Here is a 17,941-nt window from a genome sequence, read left to right on the forward strand (position 1 = left end):
TGATAAGAGAAAAAACAAATGCAATAAACTTGGATTACTAAGACATTGGTTTTTGCAAAAGGTCAAAGGAAATGAAAATGAAAAAAAGAAATCGTTTGAAAAAAAAGCTGGCATCGCAACGCTTTTTGATTCCGCAGATCGTCACACTGGTCTTCGTTTTGCTGATATTGGCAGGAACTGGCTTGCTGATGCTGCCGGCTGTCACCCAAAGTGGTGAAGGCACCAACTTTTTAGATGCGCTGTTTACTGCCACATCGGCTGTTTGCGTGACGGGTCTTTCGACCTTGACCGTAGCCGATCATTACAACCTGTGGGGCCAAGGGATCTTGCTGATGCTGATTGAGATCGGTGGGATCGGCTTCATGTCGATTCCCGTCTTCTTTTACATCTTGGCGAGAAAAAGAGTCCATCTTAGTACTCGGATGATTTTGCGGGAATCATTGAATCTGGACCGAATGTCTGGAGAAATCCATTTGGCATGGTACCTGATTCGGATCGCCTTTTTGATCCAAGTCAGTGGGATCATCTTGCTGGCTTTTGCATTCGTGCCCCGTTTTGGTTGGGAGCAAGGCCTTTGGTACAGTGTTTTTCATGCGATCTCGGCCTTTTGTAATGCTGGGTTTGATTTGTTCGGCAACAGCATGTTAGGGTTTCAAAACGACCCATTTGTGCTGGGGGTCGTCAGTTTCTTGATCATCGCAGGTGGTCTGGGGTTTCTCGTTTGGTTCGATCTCCTGCATACGGCGTCCAAAAAAAGGTCCCTGCATAGCCGCTTGGCATGGATCGCTATGATCGTTTTGGTGGTTTTTGGAACGGCAGGGTTCTTTTTGACCGAAGCCAATTCACAGTTGATCACGGGTGACTCGGTCATCGAACGTTTTTTCCAATACTTCTTCTTAGCGGTCACCCCAAGAACCGCTGGATTTTTCAGTATTGATTACGGACAAATGAGTCAAGCAGGCCTGATGCTGACGATGATTTTAATGTATATCGGCGGCACTTCTGGATCAACTGCTGGGGGATTGAAGACAACGACATTTGCGGTCTTGATCATCAAGATCCGCAGCTTATTGAAAGGGCGCAGTCGAGCGGAAGTTTTTGGTCGCACGATCAAAGAATCTGCTGTATCGCGTGCCTTTACGTTGTTCTTTCTTACCTTGACGTTATGCTTCGTAGCGATTTTCTTATTGTCGATCACTGAGAGTATGCCGCAAACCCCAAACTTTGGGTTGCCAACCATTGCCTTTGAAGTTTTTTCCGCTTTTGGAACGGTGGGATTGACCATGGGGTTGACGCCTTACTTGTCGGTTTTTGGCAAACTTTTGATCATTTTTTTGATGTTCATTGGTCGAGTCGGCATCATGACCGTTGCTTTTTCATTGATGAAAAAAGCCAACAAACAAGAAGCTGGCTACAAATATCCTGATGAAACCGTGATGATCGGGTAACGAAACAGGGAAACGAAGCGTGCTTCGTTTCCCTGTTTTTCGTTTATTGAAGTACTTCTAACATCACATCTCGTTGGTCATCGCTGACATTTCCCGCATAGTTCGGCGTGATCAAAGATAGACCACCCTCCTTATTTGTAAATAGGTACAGGTTTTGGTTAAAATCAGGATTGCTATTGGGTGTGATCTCTTTTGCAAAGGTCAACTGGGTATTCACTTTTACTGTACGAATCCCATTGTCATTTGCTGAAAAGATGCGAATCTCCTTTGTCGCGATCGTATCGACTTGTGCTTCATAACTAATTCTGTCGGGAATCGAAATGATCATTGGAGTCGTATTTTGAATCGTGACAGTATCTGGTACATTGAAACCGTTGAAGTGAAAAGTCAGTGTAGGGCCATATTGGGAAAGATCAACGGCATATGGAAACTCGTTGGAAGCTGAGCTTGCTGTCGTTTGCATTGTGTCAGAGTGGTCCGTCGATTGCTGGCTTGTGGTCGAAGTTTTTGAAGTAGAGGTTGACGCTAAGGAGCTGCTTTCAGTCGTTTGCGTCGACGTACTTTGTTTGCTTTCAGTAGACACACGACTCTGGCTTAGCTCGCTGGTTGACTGAGCAGTATCTTTTTCGTTGTTACAACCTGTCAAAAGCCCCAAACTGACGAGTGTTAGTGCCCCAATCAAAGAAAATGTTTTTTTCATCGTTTGCTTCATCCTTTCCTTAGAATATTAGAACATCTAAAACAAGCAAATTATTGTGTCGGAATGCACAATTTTGCTGATATAGTGCTTAAATATTCTTTGGTGTTAAAGCTATTGTAGTATAGAATATTGAGAAAGAACAGGAAGTTTTTGCTGAATTTTTCGTCAATTCTATCATAAAACATTCATGAACGCCCGCAGTAGCTGTCTAATTTTGTATAATAAAGTGTTAACCTTTTCTGGCGACTTGCGTAACGCAGGGATCTAGATTAAAATACCTTGGTATAGAAGAATGGGTGGTGAAGAGGATGGAAAAAGAACGGATGGGGCAATGGTTAGCCTTTACGAATCAGCATCAAGCGATCGAAGCTCGTTTGGAGCAAGCCCTCAAAGCAGAAAGCAATCTGTCTTTGAATGAGTATTACGTGCTTTATTACTTAGAAAAGACCCCCAATCATAGCATGCGCCTCAATGATTTGATCGCCCATTTTGATCTGAGTCAAAGTGCGATGTCACGTATGATCATGCGCATGGAAGACAAGCTGTGCGGTGTGATCGAACGGCATTCTTGTCAAGATGATAAGCGGGGGATCTATATTGATTTGACCCAATCAGGGGAAAAGAAACTGCAGCGTTCAAAAGTCGTTTTTGAAAAAGTCTTGGAGGAAATGCTAGACTAATGATGTTTTTCACTTGTTTTCTCCTTGATTCTTTTGTAATATAGATGCATGTGCATGTATGTTTTGATAAAGGGAAAAAAGATGCACCGATTTGCTTTAAGGATCTCCTTGGGCAACTAAGCCAGTCAGATCCACAAAGCGAAATGAATCCAATGGAAAAGGTGGGAAACCCATGCGAAATGTAACAGACAAAGCAACATTTAAGCGCGGATTGCAGTTGAAAAATCGAATCATTATGGCACCAATGACGACCAAGATGTCCTTCTTTGATGGGGTGATTACGAAAGATGAGTTGGCTTACTATGGCTTACGCTCTGGGGAAGTCGGAGCAGTCATCACAGCGGCAGCCAATGTCCAAGAAGATGGCAAGGGCTGGGAAGGGGAATTAGGCGCTTACGACGATGCCTTTTTACCTGGATTAAGTAAATTAGCCAGCACCATCAAAACAAATGGGACCAAAGCCATTTTACAGATTTTTCATGCCGGTCGGATGACGGATGACTCGGTCCTACGAGGGACACAACCGATTTCTGCCAGCGCAGTTGCTGCCGAACGTCCAAATGCCCAAGTTCCCCGAGAAGTCACAGTGGATGAGATTTTAACGATTATTGAAAACTTTAAAAAAGCTACCGAACGGGCGATCAAGGCGGGGTTTGATGGCGTAGAACTCCACGGAGCCAATACGTATTTGATCCAACAATTCTTTTCTCCGCACTCAAATCGTCGATCCGATGAATGGGGTGGCTCACTAGAGAACCGTTATCGTTTTATTGAGAAGCTCGTCGATGAAGTATTGGAAACAGTGGACCAATCAGGTGTGAAGGAGTTTATCGTCGGTTATCGTTTTTCACCGGAAGAATTCGAAGAACCAGGGATTCGCTTTGAAGATACGTTGTTCTTAGTGGACCAACTGGCAGAAAAAGGATTAGACTATCTGCACATCTCCCTTGCGGATTATACCCGCAAATCGATTTCAAAAACGTACCAAGAAAAATCGATGTTGGCGTATGTCTATGAAAAAATCGCTCAGCGGGTTCCTTTGATTGGTGTAGGGGATGTCCGAACATCGAAAGATGCCGCGGGCTTGCTAGAACATGCAGACTTTGTAGCAGTGGGCCGGGCATTGTTGATCGATCCTCATTGGGGACAAAAAGTCTTAGACGGTCAAGATGAGTTGATCCGCACCACGGTTTCTACTTACGAACGTGAGGAACTCGTATTACAAAACGGCGTTTGGGGTTTTATGGAAAACATGATGCCAGATCGACTAAATGAAGAAAAATAAGCAGACAACCACCTTCGCCTTGGGCGAAGGTGGTTTTTTGGTAAAACGAGAGGAACGATCCGATTATTTTCAATTATGACCATCATTCTTTATAATTGGTGTAACGGAAAGCGCTTACTTTATTTTTATGCTGATGGGGATGAGGAGAGAATCATATTGGAGGGAGAAAAATGAAAAAAAGTGGCTTGTTCTTGCTAGTATTTTTCACAGGGTTGTTATTTGCAGGTTGTGGAGGAAATCAAGAAACAGCAGATTCACAAGATTTTGCCAGTACAGATGAGAATACGCTGACTGTTTGGGCTTGGGACACAAATTTTAATATTCCAATTATGGAAAAAGCCGGGGAATATTACAATGCGGACAATGATGCAATCGACCTTAATGTCGTCGAGATGTCCAACGAGGATACCAAGCAAAAAATGGTTTCATCCTTTACTTCAGGGGTCTCCGAAGGTTTGCCAGACATCGTTTTGATGGATGACTATGATGTGCAGAACTATTTGCTAAACTACGAAGGAAAATTTGCAGAATTATCGGAAGACATGGACTTTGACCAATTTGCTCCTTACAAAGTAACGAATGCGACCTATCAAGAAGGCGTTTATGCGGTTCCCTTTGATTCAGGTTCTGCTGGACTCTACTACCGCAAAGATTATTTAAGTGAAGCGGGGATCGATGAAAGGGAACTCACCAATCTAACCTGGTCTAAATTTGTGGAGATTGGTGAGACAGTCAAAGAAAAAACGGGGAAATGGTTCGTCGCGTTTATTCCAAATCGCGGCACTCATTATATCCAGATGGCAATGCAGTCAGCCGGATTATGGTATTTTGATGAAGACGGAAACATATTCTTGAAAGACAATCCTGCTATTCGTGAAATGCTGCCGATTCTGAAGACGATCGAAGAAAAAGAGTTGGCAAAACCAGTAGATTATTTTGCGCCAGAAGGGATCGGTGCAGTGACGAGTGGAGAAGTGGCAGCAGTCAATTCAGCCATCTGGTTTTCTGCGACAATCCGATCCGCAGAAGATCAAAAAGGAAAATGGGGCTATACGAACCTTCCTCAATTAGAGACAGTGTCTGGAGCGACACCTTACTCGAACTTGGGTGGTTCTAGCTGGTTGGTGCTCAATGACTCACCAAATAAAGCGTTGGCCATTGATTTTCTTAAACAAGAATTTGCTGGGAATGATGAATTCTATCAAGAGATTTTAGTAGAAAATGGGGCAGTGGGGACTTACCTACCCTCACAAGAAGGAGAAGCTTATCAATATGAAGATCCTTTCTTTAATGACGCCTCAATCTATAAAGATTTTTCCAGTTGGATGGCGGACATCCCCGCCGTTGATTACGGGGTAAATACCCAAGCGGCAGTGGATGCCTTGCGTGGGGGAATGCAAAGCTATTTTGATGGTGCTATGTCCTTAGATGATATGTTGACGGAAGCAGAAAACACCTACAAGATGCAAGTCGGCGAATAGCCGACTTGTGTTGCTTAAGGAGTGATGAATATGCAAAATTCGATCAGAAAAAAGCGCCCCAAAAACCAACAAGTATGGGGATTTATTGGCCTTTCTTTAGTATTCAGTAGTGTCTTTTTGCTGTATCCCATCGTCTATTCCTTATACCTTTCCCTGCATGGTATGCAGGGGCTGCAATCGGTTTTTGTCGGTTTCGGCAATTACCTGCGCATGCTGCAGGATACGATTTTTCAAAAAGCCTTACTCAATAATTTTATCTTTCTGATCTTTCAAGTACCAATCATGGTGTTATTGGGTCTTCTGCTGGCGTTTGTTTTGAACACGCCGAAGCTTGTAGGACGCTCCTTCTTTAAATTGGCGTTGTTTCTACCTTGTGTCACCTCGCTGGTTTCCTATGCAGTTTTATTTAAAATGATGTTTCAAATTGGCGGGATCGTTAATCAAGGGCTACTGAACATTGGCTTGATCACGCAACCGCTAGATTGGCTAAATAATCCGCTTTTAGCAAAACTGACCGTTATTATTGCCCTGTGCTGGCGTTGGACAGGCTATAACATGATTTTTTATTTGGCAGGATTGCAAAATATCTCTGATGACACCTTAGAAGCTGCTGCGATCGATGGGGCGAATGGGTTTCAAAAGTTCTTTTTCGTAGTGATCCCACAGCTGAAGCCGGTGATCGTTTTTACGACCATCACCTCCACCATTGGGACGATCCAGCTCTTTGATGAAGTGGTGAATCTAACAGGTGGTGGCCCATCCAATGAGACGTTGACTGTCGCCCAACTGATCTATAATCACTCCTTTGTCTATACGTCAAATTTTGGGTATTCGGCTACGCTGTCGTGGGTCTTAGTGATCATCATCGCTCTTTTATCTGTGATCCAGTTGAAACTCTCGAAAACGAATCAATAAAAGCGATAGAAAGGAGCAGCTATGAAAGTTACTTTAAGTGGATGCATAAAATATGGTTTTTTACTGATCGTCTCGTTTTTTTCGATTTTTCCGTTTTACTGGATGATGGTGGGCTCTACCAATACCGCCAATCAAGTTGCCGAAGGGAAGCTGACTTTTGGGAATCAGCTAGCAAGCAATTTTCAGGTGCTGTTCAGCAATTACGACATCCCATTGATCATGTGGAATTCCATCAAGATTTCATTGATCACCGTCCTTGTCAGTCTACTGGTCACTTCTTTGGCTGCCTTTGGATTTGAGAAGTTTCGAACGCGGGCGAGTGAAGGGATTTATGCGGTTTTTCTGTTATGTATGATGGTGCCGCTGGCAACTTTGGTGATCCCGTTGTTTAAGATGATGGCAGGAATGCAGCTAGTCAATCAGCACGTGGCGGTCATTTTGCCATTGGTCAATAACCTGTTTCTGATTTTCTTTTTTCGCCAGAACTTCAAGTCTTTCCCTGACGGTATTTTAGATGCGAGTCGCATCGAGGGGGCAACAGAGTACACGATATTTTTTCGGATCGTTTTTCCTATGATGCGCTCGACCTATGCTGCCGCTGCCATCTATGCCTTTATGAACGCATGGAACAGTTATTTGCTACCCTTGGTCTTTTTGCAAACGGAAAGTCGTCAAACCATGACATTGCTGATTTCCAATTTATCGTCAGCCAGTTACGTACCAAATTATGGCGTTCAAATGCTGGCGATCGTGATTGCAACGATCCCAACGTTGGTATTGTTTTTGTTTATGCAAAAAGGCTTTGTGAAAGGCATGACCGGTTCTTTGAAACTATAAGTAGCAATAACCAGCTTGGCTACTTTTCCATAAGGTTGGGGAAGGCTTGACGTAGGGGATGAAATAGCTTTCCTCAGATAAAAAACAATTGCCTTGAGAGGCACTATTTTAATAAATAGTCAAATAATTCAGAATCATTCATTTTTCTTACAAAAAGATAGCGCAAGTCGAGTTGATTGATAAAAAAACAATCAGTTGTTAGACTGAATACAGGTTAAAAAAACAAAAAGGGGATGTAATGATGAAAAGAGGATTCAGAAATTATTTAGGTTCAGATGAGCGGGAGGCAGGCTACAATTTGTCTTGGGGGTCTATCTTTGCAGGGGTCGTAACATTTATCGCATTGTTCATGACACTGTCAATGATCGGCTCAGCAATCGGTTTTGGTTTGGTGGAACCAACATCAAATAATCCATTAGATGGTGTTGGTACAGGATTATTGATTTGGACAGTCATTACCTTTGTCTTGGCATTATTCGGTGCTGGTTTTGTTTCAGGTGTGGCGGCTCGACGTGTTGGATTGGTTCATGGTTTCTTAACATGGGCAACTAGTATGATCGTGATGATGGTTATGCTCTCTTACTTAACGATCGGTGCATTTTCTGTAGTCGGTTCACTTTTAGGGAACGTTGCTTCTGCTGTTGGCAGTGGCGTTGAAACAGTTGCCTCAGGTGCTGGCGATGTCGCTTCAAAAGCCTTCGATGAAATAACAGGAAACATGGAAGACGTCAATACAGATGAATTACAAGCGAATGTCAATGATGTTTTACAAGATACCGATGTTCCTGAATTACAACCAGACTACTTGCAAAATCAATTGTCTGATGCGACGAACGACATCAAAGATGCCGGCAAAGACATTGCAACGAATCCAAATGATGCTGATAAAATCATTGATGATTTAGCAAGCAAATTACAAGATCGTGCTACAACGATCGGTGATTCAGTCGATAAAGAAGCAATCTCAAATGCAGTGGCTCAAAACACAGATCTAAGCCAACAAGAAGCGGAAGAAGCAACGAACAATATCGTGAACGGCTTACAAGATGCTTCTGATGAAGCACAAAAACAAATCGAAAATGCACAACAAAATCTTGAACAAGCCAAACAAGACATTGACCAAGCAGTGGAAGACGCTCGTCAAAAAGCGGAAGAAGCAAGTGATGCAACAGCCAAAGCGTCCATTTGGGGCTTTGTGGCAATGGTCTTAGGACTCGTTCTTACGTCAATCGGTGGGTTGGTGGGAGCAAACTTAGTCAAAACTGCTGACCACGAAAACCGTATCTAATTTTACCTCTCATCAAGAGAGCTAGTGATTCATAAACCAGTGAACAGCGTTCTGTCAAAGATTCAAATGGCAGCAGCGCTGTTTTCTGCTTTTAAACAAGCGGTTAAAAATCCCCATTGACGAGTGATTTTTCTCATGCTACACTGGCTCTGAGGATTGTTACCGCTTTAGGCGGGCTATACCTATTTTTTTGTGTGAAGAAATCTAAAGAAGAATAGGGTCGTTAAAATGAACGTAACAAAAGTGATCAATAACAACATTGTGATTTCTGAGAATGAGGAAAAACAAGAATTGGTCGTCATGGGCAAAGGCTTAGGCTTTAAGAAAAAGCCGGGCGATGCGATCGACGATACCAAGATTGAAAAAGTCTATCTCAGTACACAAGAGTGGAATGTCACAAAACTAACCCAATTACTTTCTTCTATCCCTATCGAACATATTCAAGCAGCGAATGAGATCATCAGTTTTGCAAAAGTTTCCCTTGGGAAAAAGTTGAGCGAAAAATTGTTTCTGACGCTGACCGATCATATCAATTATGCTATCGAGCGCTATCAAAACGGCATGGAAATTAAAAATGCCTTGCTATGGGAGATCAAGCGGTTTTATAACCATGAATACCTCATTGGCAAAGAAGCGTTATCGATCATTAAAAATCGCTTGGCGATCGAGCTGCCGGAAGATGAAGCCGGCTTCATTGCTCTGCACATTGTCAATGCTGAGTTGGATATGGCGCAGGTCAGTCAAGTATCGGAAATGGCGAAGATCATTCAGCATATCCTAAACATCGTCAAATATCATTTTTCAATGGAGGTTGATGAGTATTCATTGAACTACGAACGCTTTGTGACCCATTTGAAATTTTTTGTCCAGCGCTTATTCAGCGGTACAAAGCTCGATGATGCAGGAACCGGCAGTTTTATTTTTATGTTGAAAGACCGCTACATGAAGGAATATGCGTGTGCGTTGAAAATCAGTGACTACATCAACAAAGAATTCGGTAGACCGTTAGAAGAAGACGAATTGATCTATTTAACTATACACATCAAACGAATAACAAGTGCTTAGGATTGTTACTGGATTGGCAGGCTATACCTAAATGAACTCCCAAGGGGTTTGTTTAGGTATTTTTTTATGGTTTGACACACAAAAACAAGCGAAAGACCAAAATAGGAGGAACGACATGAATTACAAAGAATTAGCAAAAACGATCATCACCAATGTTGGTGGGGAAGAAAATATCCAAAGCTTGACCCATTGTGCGACACGCTTGCGCTTCAACTTGAAAGATGACAGCAAAACACAAGAAAGCACTTTAAAACACACACCAGGCATCATGGGTGTGGTCAACAAGGGCGGACAGTACCAAGTGATCATCGGCAGTGATGTTGGCAATGTCTACAACGAAATCACTGCCCAAACCAATTTGACTAGTGATCAAGAAACAGAAGAAGACGATCGCGGACGTGTAGCGAAAATTATCGATACGATCACTGGGATCTTCACCCCGATTTTGCCAGCCATCACGGCAGCTGGGATGTTAAAAGCGGTCCTTTCGTTGCTGGTGGTCTTCAATGTCTTGACGGCAGAAAGTCAAAGTTACCAAATCCTAAACTTTATGGCAGATGCTGCGTTCTACTTCTTGCCGATTTTGCTGGCTGCTTCTTCTGCACAAAAATTCAAAGCCAATATGTACTTAGCTATGATGGTGGGGGGGATTTTACTCCATCCGAACTTTATCGCGATGGTGACAGCAGTCAATGAGACAGGCGGCGGCATCCATTTATTCGGCTTGCCGATTTCACCAGTGAGTTACTCATCATCGGTGATCCCAATCATCTTGAGTGTTTGGTTCATGTCTTACGTTGAACCGATCGCCGATAAAGTCTCGCCAAAAGCAATCAAATTCTTCAGCAAACCGTTGCTAACGATCTTCGTCGTAGGAACAGTCGCATTAGTTGCTTTAGGCCCTCTAGGCTACATGATCAGTGAAGCGATCTCTGCAGGGATCCAAGCCCTAGAAACGGTCAGCCCATGGATCGTTCCATTACTGATTGGTGCCTTCACGCCATTGTTCGTGGCAACGGGTACCCACTATGGATTGGTTCCTATCGGCATCAACAACCGGATGACCACAGGTTATGACACAGTGATCTACCCTGGCATGCTGGCTTCAAACGTCAGTCAGGGAGCTGCAGCTATCGGCGTTGGTTTTAAATCAAAAGATTCTACGATCAAACAATTGGCATTTTCTGCTGGTCTGACTGGGCTATTCGGCATTACTGAACCGGCGTTGTATGGGGTCAATTTGCGGTTTAAAACACCCTTGTATGCAGCAATGATCGGTGGCGGATTTGGTGGTCTATTTATGGGGATCATGCGTGTCCGCAATTTCTCAGGAGGGTCACCAGGCCTGTTGACTTTGCCAAGCTATATCGGCGATGACACCTTACGTCATTTGACCAATGCCTGTATCGGTGCGGCAATCAGTATCGTGGTCACATTTATTGCGACATTATTCTTATACAAAGACCCTGTCACAGAAGAAGCACCTGAAGCAACACCAGCAGACAAAGAGCAAGAACCAACCCATCAAATCATCGGCGCGGAGATCAAAGCACCTTTAAAAGGGGAACTAAAAAGCCTGCAAGCAGTCAATGACGGCATGTTTTCAGAAGAAATTCTTGGACAAGGGGTAGCGATCGAGCCAACCGTTGGAGAAGTGCTAGCACCAGTCAACGGGACTGTCACAGCAGTCTTTGATTCCAAACATGCCATTGGATTGACCAGTGAGGAAGGCATTGAGCTGCTGATTCACGTGGGGATCGATACAGTGCAATTGAATGGCGAAGGCTATGCCTATCAAGTAGAAAAAGGACAAAAGGTGACAGTTGGCGATCCTTTGATTACGTTTGATATCGAGTTTATCAAAGAAAAAGGTTATCCAGTGATCACGCCGATCGTTATCACCAACAGTGCAGAAGTTGGCGACATTTTGACGGCAAACAGTGGTCCGATCACGTTTGGCGATCAAATCATCAAAGTGATTGGCTAAAAAAGGAGAATAAGACATGGGATTTCCAGAAAACTTTTTATGGGGCGGCGCAACAGCCGCTAATCAATGTGAAGGCGGGTTTGATCAAGGAGGACGTGGACTTGCTAATGTCGATGTGATTCCGACTGGCAAGGAGCGACGAGCAGTCATTACCGGCAAGCGTGAGATGCTTGCCTTTGAAGAAGGGTATTTCTATCCAGCCAAAAAAGCGATCGATATGTACCATCATTTCAAAGAAGATATCGCCTTGTTTGCGGAGATGGGCTTTAAAACCTATCGTTTATCGATTGCTTGGTCAAGAATTTTTCCGAAGGGCGACGAAGAAACCCCTAATGAAGAAGGCTTGCGCTTTTATGAAGAACTGTTTTTGGAGTGCCGCAAATACCAAATCGAACCTTTGGTGACGATCACGCATTTTGACTGTCCGATCCATCTGATCAAAGAATATGGCGGTTGGCGCAACCGTAAGATGATTGCCTTTTACGAAAACCTTTGTCGGGCGATCTTCACTCGATACAAAGGATTGGTGAAGTACTGGCTGACCTTTAATGAAATCAATATGATCTTGCATGCCCCGTTTCTCGGTGCAGGGCTGACCTTTGCTGAGGGCGAAAATGAAGAACAAATCAAATATCAAGCTGCTCATCATGAGTTAGTCGCTAGTGCGTTGGCAACAAAAATCGCCCACGAGATCGATCCAGAAAACAAAGTAGGCTGTATGCTGGCAGCGGCTAGTTATTATCCTTACAGCTGCAATCCGAAAGATGTCTGGGAAAGCAAAAAAAGCGATCGCGGCAACTATTTCTTTATCGATGTGCAATCGCGAGGAGAATATCCAAATTATGGTTTGAAGATGCTAGCGGAAAAAGGAATCACTTTGGAACAAACCGCCGAAGATACGGCTTTATTAAAAGCCCATACCGTCGATTTTATTTCCTTTTCTTACTATGCCTCTCGGGTCGCTGCTTCAGAAGATTCCGGTGTTGAGAAAACGGAAGGCAACTTGTTCCCGACCATTAAAAATCCGTATTTAGAAGCGTCGGAATGGGGCTGGCAGATTGATCCGCTTGGTTTGCGGATCACGATGAATGATCTTTATGATCGTTACCAAAAACCGCTTTTCATCGTCGAAAATGGTCTAGGAGCGGTGGATACACCAAACGAAGATGGAAAAATCAATGATGTGTATCGCATCGAGTATTTACGTGCGCACATCGCTGCGATGAAAGAAGCCATTGACCAAGACGGTGTGGAACTGTTGGGCTATACTTCATGGGGCTGTATCGATTTGGTTTCTGCAGGAACCGGAGAAATGAAGAAACGCTATGGCTATATCTATGTCGATCGCGACAATGAAGGCAATGGCACATTAGCCCGCAGCAAAAAGCAATCCTTTTATTGGTACAAAAAAGTGATTGCCTCAAATGGGGAAGATTTGGCTTAAGCCAGTTAACAAACGATTATTTTTAAGGAAAGAAACGCCAGCGGAACAGAACTGCTCATGGAAGCAGTCTGGTTCTGTTGGCGTTTTTCTTATTTAATGAAAGAAATTATGCTGCTTCCTCCCGCTGGATCGGCAGCAGCAAGCGAACGGTGGTTCCTTCGTTGAGGCGTGATTCTACAGTCAATCCATATTTCTCCCCATAGAGCAGCTTGATACGCTGATCAATATTGTCCAAGCCAATACCCGAATAGTGTTCAAAATGGTTGGCGGTGCTGGTTGGGTGCTCTTCATTGAACCCGATGCCCGTATCGATGATCTCAATTTTCAGGCCTTCCTTACTGACGCGAGAAAAAATCTGGATCAATCCTGAATCCTCTTCGGGAAAGGCATGCAGGTAGGCATTTTCGATAATCGGTTGCAAAATCATCTTCGGTACAAGAATATCTTCACAGCCATCTTCTGAAAAAATCGTCGATTGGATGCGATTGCCGTAACGTACGTTCATTAACACGAGGTATTCTTCCACGATCGCTAGCTCATCCTTTAAGGGGACGATCTCTTTGCGGTTAAAGGTGTGCCGCAACAATTGGACAAAGCTTTCAATCGCTTGGGTGGCGGCTTCTTGCTCGTTTTGCCAGATCAAAAACTTGATGGCAGTCAATGTGTTGTAGACAAAATGCGGTTGGATCTGCATTTGCAACGAGCGGATCTCGAACTTGCGTTTTTCGGCTTCTGTAACCATTAAATGATCGACATAAGATTCCAAGTCCTCTAGCATCAAGTTATACGCACGCCCCAATTCTCGCGTTTCGTACGTCCCGTTGATGGTAACCTTGTCGCTGAAATCGCCTTGTGTGACCGCAGGCAGCTTGGCAATCAGCTGATAAATCGGTTGGGTGATGTTGCGGATGATCCAAAATGCCAGCAGACTAAAGAGTAAAATACTGACGACAGAAATCAACAGAGCTGGCTTGATCAGATTCATATTGCGTACTAGATGCGATTCATCCAAAACATCGTAAAAAGTAAAATGATACGAATAAAGGGGCAGCTGATTGATGCTAGTATCTCTTTTGACCGTGACGAGGCGATCTTCAAACGGCTTGCCTAAAAGGCTCGGATCAGAAGTGGAAAGAATTTGATTTTGTTCATTGACGATATAGATCGAGTGGAGACTGGTATCTAAGAGTTGACGATAGATCGAAGAAAAATCGGATTCTTTTAAGAAAATCAGGGCATAGCCGAAAATCGTTTCTTCTTTCATTAATTTGCGCACGTACATCAAGCCAGGGGAGTCGCTGGTGGAGGTACTTAATCCTTGGTCCAAGAAATAATATTGACTGATGGCGTCATTGTCATTGATCTGCTGGATAAAGGCACTGGCGAGAAAATCATCTACTGATTGATTGCGAACCGCATCGTTTTGAAAGAAAGTGCCCCCGTTGACCCCAATCAACACTAAATTCGAGGGGATGTCTTGAAACAAAGAGCGAGTGTCTTTTAATTGCTCGTTTAATTCTAAAATCGTACGGCCTTGATTCATGTCGCCTTCTAAGTAAGTTTCAACGGCTTTGCTTTCATCGACGATATCAAAAATTCGATGGATATTCTCGTTCAGACGCTCATAATCTTCTTGGATTTTTTCCAGTAGCAGCTGATTGGAACTCTGGTACGAAGCAACATAGGCATCTTTCGAGCGACCATAGATCACGACGACAGTTAGCAGACAAACACTAATGACCCCGACGACAACAAAGAGGAAGATCCGACTGAATAATTCATTTTTCTGAATCCATTGGTTGATTTTCATAATTGATTCAACCGCCGATACTTCGATGGGGTGACCTGACATTCTTTCTTAAAGATGCGAGAGAAATAGCTGATATCCGAATACCCGACCGCTTCACTGATTTCAGATAGATTCAGATCAGATTGTGTCAGTAGTTCTTTGGCTTTATCCAAGCGGGTTTTCTTTACATACTCAGAAAAGCTCATTTTCAGTTTCGCAGAAAGAAAAGCCGAAAGATAGGTGTAACTAAAATGAAAGGTTTCAGCTAGTTCAGACAAAGACAGACTTTTGGTGTAGTTGTCTTGAATAAAGCGCTGAATCGCAACGAGTAGATCATCTTCATCCAGCGGTGATAAGGTCGTCAACTGTTGACGAATATCATCAATGGTCGCCAACAACAAATCAGAAAAATCTTCCAAATACTGCACGTGACCGATGGCATGCAAAAATTCGGCTTTTAAGCGGCTAAAGCGTGGAGCAGTGGGAAATTCTTCTTCCAATCGGGACAGTAACGTGTAAAAAATACTGCTGGCCTGTTGTTTTAAGAATGTCGGATCGACATTGGATAAAATCATGTCATTAAAATATTCCTCGATTCTGGTGATTCCTAACAAAAAGTTGTTGTCTAACAAAGCCCGTAAGAACTTCTTCGTATCAAAGCGATCACTTTCGATGTACAAAAAGAGTTCTTGTTCTGGCACCAGCCGTTGTCTTTTATAAAAAAACGATTGTCCTTGGCTTTTGGCTTTAAGGGTCACAAAATTGTCCCGCAACTGTTCAATCTTTTGAAAGGGCACACTGAGAGTAAAGAAGGCGTCTGGCTCGGTAAAACGCAATTGTTCCAACGTTTCTTTCAAAGAAGAATAAAAATTCGTTCCTTCTGGATAACTGATCACTAAGCCGGCATCTTTGTTACTGGTTTGAAAAAAGAGCGTCTTTACCTGCGGTTGTGATTGAGTAAATTCCGTCAATGCATGTAGCAGCTGATCATTGGCACGAAAGCCGCTAAAATTGGTGGTCAAAATTTGGGCTTGCTGTTGCGACTGATCTAATGCAAGGTAGTCCGCCAAAGGAGCCAACGGTTCTTCATACCCTGCTAAATAGCGATTCAACGATTCTTGCAGCTGCGTCTCCTCAGTCACGGAGCCTTTTGTATGTGACAGCTTTTGTGAGATGTTGTGCAGCGTCTTCAACAAGAGTGTCGGTGTCAGTGTCGGTTTTAAAAGATAATCTACGGCACCATTTCTAAAAGACTGACTGACGTATTGGAAATCATCGTAGCTGCTCAAGACCAAAAAATGGACTTCTGGATATTGTTGTTGAATGATCGTTGTGAGTTGAAGACCGTCCATTTGTGGCATTTTCAAATCCGTGATCACGATGTCGGGATTCAGTTCATGAATCAGCGCCAATGCTTCTTGCCCGTTCGCTGCATCGCCTAAGAGACGGAACCCTTCTTGCTCCCAACGTATCATATGTTTCAATCCATCTCGGATCGTTGCCTCATCATCAACGACTAAGACCGTGCGTAAAATAGTCATGGTATCCCCCCTATATCTCTTCTTTATTATAAACGCTTTCAAAAAAGAAAGGTATTGTAACTTTTTTCTATTTTTGGACAAATTTAGTAAGCTCTTTCATAATCATTGAATACGGTTACAAAATCAGTGTATAGTTAGCCATGTAAATAAAAGGAAAGAGGGATAAAAATGAAAAAACTACTTGCATCGATGGTAACGGCGGCTGCAGTGCTGACTTTGGCGGCTTGCGGAAACAGCAACACAAGCTCTGGGGATTCTGGCGAGTCCTCAAACAAAGTCACGGTCTGGGCATGGGATGAGACCTTCAACATCAAGGCAGTCAATGAAGCCAAAAAAGTGTATGAAAATCAAGATGTCGATGTGGAAGTCGTGACGATGTCACAAGATGATATCGTTCAAAAATTAAATACGAGTCTGGCATCTGGAAATACGGACGGACTACCAAATATCGTTTTGATCGAAGACTACCGCATCCAAGGATACCTTTCTTCTTATCCAGATGCGTTTAGTGATCTAACGGATATCGTGAATGAGGAGGATTTCTCCAGCTATAAATTTGCGGTCAATAAAGTCGACGATGTCATTTATGGGGTGCCATTTGACAGTGGCGTCGCAGGACTATTTTACCGCACAGATTATTTGACCGATGCAGGCTATGAGCAGGCTGATCTCCAAGATATTACTTGGGATGATTTTATCAGCATCGCCAAAGACGTCAAAGAAAAAACGGGTCACGCTATGATGTCGTTAGACCCAAGCGATCTTGGCTTGGCACGAATCATTATGCAATCGGCAGGCGAATGGTATACCGGTGAAGATGGCTCCACCGTAACCATCAAAGACAATGAATCCTTTAAAGCCGGTCTAACTGTCTTAGCAACATTGTTGAATGAAGGCTTAGTTGAACAAGTTTCTGATTGGGATGGCGGGGTCAATGCCGTTCAATCGGGGAATGTCGCCTCTGCGCCAACTGGTGCGTGGTATTCCAGCACGATTCAAGGCGCGGAAGACCAAAGCGGCAAATGGGCGATCGCTCCAATCCCATCTATCGCTGGCGACAGCAATTCAGTCAATGCTTCCAGCATCGGCGGAGCAGGCTGGTACGTGATCAAAGGGGTTGACGGCGAAGAAAATGCCAAAGACTTTTTAGCCAATACCTTTGCTTCAAATAAAGAATTGATGGGTACATTAGCTACCGAGATTGGTTTGGTTTCAACCATGAATGCTGCAGAAGAAACGGAAGAATATACGTCGGGGCTTGATTTCTATGGCGGTCAAAAAGTCTTCCAAGATTTCTCTCAATGGTCACAAGAAATTCCAGCCGTGAACTACGGCAATCACACCTATGCCATTGAATCTGTCTTGACTGAAAGCTTGCAACGAGTAATCAACGGCGAAGACATCGATAAAGTATTAGAAGAAGCACAATCACAAGTGGAAGCACAAATTGCAAACTAATCGAACAACTTTGCAGAAACTCG

General features: G+C 43.5%; 14 protein-coding genes. 11 read left to right on the plus strand and 3 right to left on the minus strand.

The features are described from left to right. Nucleotides 1-71: 71 nt before the first annotated feature. The gene (locus IGI76_RS05435; protein WP_270266506.1) at nt 72-1,448 is read left to right on the plus strand and encodes a TrkH family potassium uptake protein; all 1,377 of its coding nucleotides are present in this window, start codon (nt 72-74) and stop codon (nt 1,446-1,448) included. Between the two features lie 43 nt (nt 1,449-1,491). Here IGI76_RS05435 and IGI76_RS05440 read toward each other — a convergent pair whose 3' ends face one another. After that, the gene (locus IGI76_RS05440; RefSeq protein ID WP_034868420.1) at nt 1,492-2,148 is read right to left on the minus strand and encodes a hypothetical protein; all 657 of its coding nucleotides are present in this window, start codon (nt 2,146-2,148) and stop codon (nt 1,492-1,494) included. A 308-nt stretch (nt 2,149-2,456) separates the two neighbouring features. Here IGI76_RS05440 and IGI76_RS05445 point away from each other — a divergent pair, with 308 nt between their 5' ends. The 9 genes from IGI76_RS05445 to IGI76_RS05485 all read left to right on the plus strand — a co-directional run bounded on the left by IGI76_RS05445 (nt 2,457) and on the right by IGI76_RS05485 (nt 13,130). After that, entirely contained in the window at nt 2,457-2,828 is a 372-nt protein-coding gene (locus IGI76_RS05445; RefSeq protein ID WP_010747832.1) for a MarR family winged helix-turn-helix transcriptional regulator, read from the plus strand. A 172-nt stretch (nt 2,829-3,000) separates the two neighbouring features. Then, on the plus strand, nt 3,001-4,113 hold the full coding sequence (locus tag IGI76_RS05450; RefSeq protein ID WP_086294906.1) for an NADH-dependent flavin oxidoreductase: 1,113 nt from the start codon (nt 3,001-3,003) through the stop codon (nt 4,111-4,113). Between the two features lie 170 nt (nt 4,114-4,283). Next, entirely contained in the window at nt 4,284-5,594 is a 1,311-nt protein-coding gene (locus tag IGI76_RS05455) for an ABC transporter substrate-binding protein (RefSeq protein ID WP_194193047.1), read from the plus strand. A gap of 30 nt (nt 5,595-5,624) precedes the next feature. Continuing rightward, nucleotides 5,625-6,509 carry a carbohydrate ABC transporter permease gene (locus IGI76_RS05460; protein WP_270266511.1) on the plus strand — a complete coding sequence of 295 codons (885 nt, stop codon included), beginning with the start codon at nt 5,625-5,627 and terminating at the stop codon, nt 6,507-6,509. Nucleotides 6,510-6,611: 102 nt separating this feature from the next. Next, the gene (locus tag IGI76_RS05465; RefSeq protein WP_375852454.1) at nt 6,612-7,346 is read left to right on the plus strand and encodes a carbohydrate ABC transporter permease; all 735 of its coding nucleotides are present in this window, start codon (nt 6,612-6,614) and stop codon (nt 7,344-7,346) included. 241 nt (nt 7,347-7,587) lie between these two features. Continuing rightward, nucleotides 7,588-8,634, plus strand: a complete 1,047-nt coding sequence (locus tag IGI76_RS05470; RefSeq protein ID WP_333493946.1) for a hypothetical protein — start codon at nt 7,588-7,590, stop codon at nt 8,632-8,634. A gap of 228 nt (nt 8,635-8,862) precedes the next feature. Further along, nucleotides 8,863-9,699: a BglG family transcription antiterminator LicT gene (licT, locus tag IGI76_RS05475; RefSeq protein ID WP_194193044.1), complete on the plus strand. Its 837-nt coding sequence runs from the start codon at nt 8,863-8,865 to the stop codon at nt 9,697-9,699. 115 nt (nt 9,700-9,814) lie between these two features. Next, on the plus strand, nt 9,815-11,686 hold the full coding sequence (locus IGI76_RS05480) for a beta-glucoside-specific PTS transporter subunit IIABC (RefSeq protein WP_194193043.1): 1,872 nt from the start codon (nt 9,815-9,817) through the stop codon (nt 11,684-11,686). Nucleotides 11,687-11,702: 16 nt separating this feature from the next. Continuing rightward, entirely contained in the window at nt 11,703-13,130 is a 1,428-nt protein-coding gene (locus tag IGI76_RS05485; protein WP_270266517.1) for a 6-phospho-beta-glucosidase, read from the plus strand. A 106-nt stretch (nt 13,131-13,236) separates the two neighbouring features. On the opposite strand, the gene IGI76_RS05490 is transcribed toward IGI76_RS05485, so the two are convergent. Then, complete coding sequence (locus tag IGI76_RS05490) at nt 13,237-14,940, minus strand: sensor histidine kinase (RefSeq protein ID WP_142423666.1); 1,704 nt, start codon at nt 14,938-14,940, stop codon at nt 13,237-13,239. After that, nucleotides 14,937-16,460 carry a response regulator transcription factor gene (locus tag IGI76_RS05495; RefSeq protein WP_121261843.1) on the minus strand — a complete coding sequence of 508 codons (1,524 nt, stop codon included), beginning with the start codon at nt 16,458-16,460 and terminating at the stop codon, nt 14,937-14,939. The genes IGI76_RS05490 and IGI76_RS05495 overlap by 4 nt, the downstream gene beginning before the upstream one ends. 168 nt (nt 16,461-16,628) lie before the next feature. Here IGI76_RS05495 and IGI76_RS05500 point away from each other — a divergent pair, with 168 nt between their 5' ends. After that, nucleotides 16,629-17,918 carry an ABC transporter substrate-binding protein gene (locus tag IGI76_RS05500; protein ID WP_005234924.1) on the plus strand — a complete coding sequence of 430 codons (1,290 nt, stop codon included), beginning with the start codon at nt 16,629-16,631 and terminating at the stop codon, nt 17,916-17,918. The last annotated feature ends 23 nt before the right edge of the window (nt 17,919-17,941 follow it).

The organism is Enterococcus sp. DIV2449a (assembly GCF_051711225.1).
GTDB classification, from domain to species: Bacteria; Bacillota; Bacilli; order Lactobacillales; family Enterococcaceae; genus Enterococcus_D; species Enterococcus_D casseliflavus.

Coding starts and splice junctions, on each gene's coding strand:
- IGI76_RS05435 (WP_270266506.1), top strand. CDS start 72: ATGAAAATGAAAAAAAGAAATCGTTTGAAAAAAAAGCTGGCATCGCAA.
- IGI76_RS05440 (WP_034868420.1), bottom strand. CDS start 2,148: ATGAAAAAAACATTTTCTTTGATTGGGGCACTAACACTCGTCAGTTTG.
- IGI76_RS05445 (WP_010747832.1), top strand. CDS start 2,457: ATGGAAAAAGAACGGATGGGGCAATGGTTAGCCTTTACGAATCAGCAT.
- IGI76_RS05450 (WP_086294906.1), top strand. CDS start 3,001: ATGCGAAATGTAACAGACAAAGCAACATTTAAGCGCGGATTGCAGTTG.
- IGI76_RS05455 (WP_194193047.1), top strand. CDS start 4,284: ATGAAAAAAAGTGGCTTGTTCTTGCTAGTATTTTTCACAGGGTTGTTA.
- IGI76_RS05460 (WP_270266511.1), top strand. CDS start 5,625: ATGCAAAATTCGATCAGAAAAAAGCGCCCCAAAAACCAACAAGTATGG.
- IGI76_RS05465 (WP_375852454.1), top strand. CDS start 6,612: ATGATGGTGGGCTCTACCAATACCGCCAATCAAGTTGCCGAAGGGAAG.
- IGI76_RS05470 (WP_333493946.1), top strand. CDS start 7,588: ATGAAAAGAGGATTCAGAAATTATTTAGGTTCAGATGAGCGGGAGGCA.
- licT (WP_194193044.1), top strand. CDS start 8,863: ATGAACGTAACAAAAGTGATCAATAACAACATTGTGATTTCTGAGAAT.
- IGI76_RS05480 (WP_194193043.1), top strand. CDS start 9,815: ATGAATTACAAAGAATTAGCAAAAACGATCATCACCAATGTTGGTGGG.
- IGI76_RS05485 (WP_270266517.1), top strand. CDS start 11,703: ATGGGATTTCCAGAAAACTTTTTATGGGGCGGCGCAACAGCCGCTAAT.
- IGI76_RS05490 (WP_142423666.1), bottom strand. CDS start 14,940: ATGAAAATCAACCAATGGATTCAGAAAAATGAATTATTCAGTCGGATC.
- IGI76_RS05495 (WP_121261843.1), bottom strand. CDS start 16,460: ATGACTATTTTACGCACGGTCTTAGTCGTTGATGATGAGGCAACGATC.
- IGI76_RS05500 (WP_005234924.1), top strand. CDS start 16,629: ATGAAAAAACTACTTGCATCGATGGTAACGGCGGCTGCAGTGCTGACT.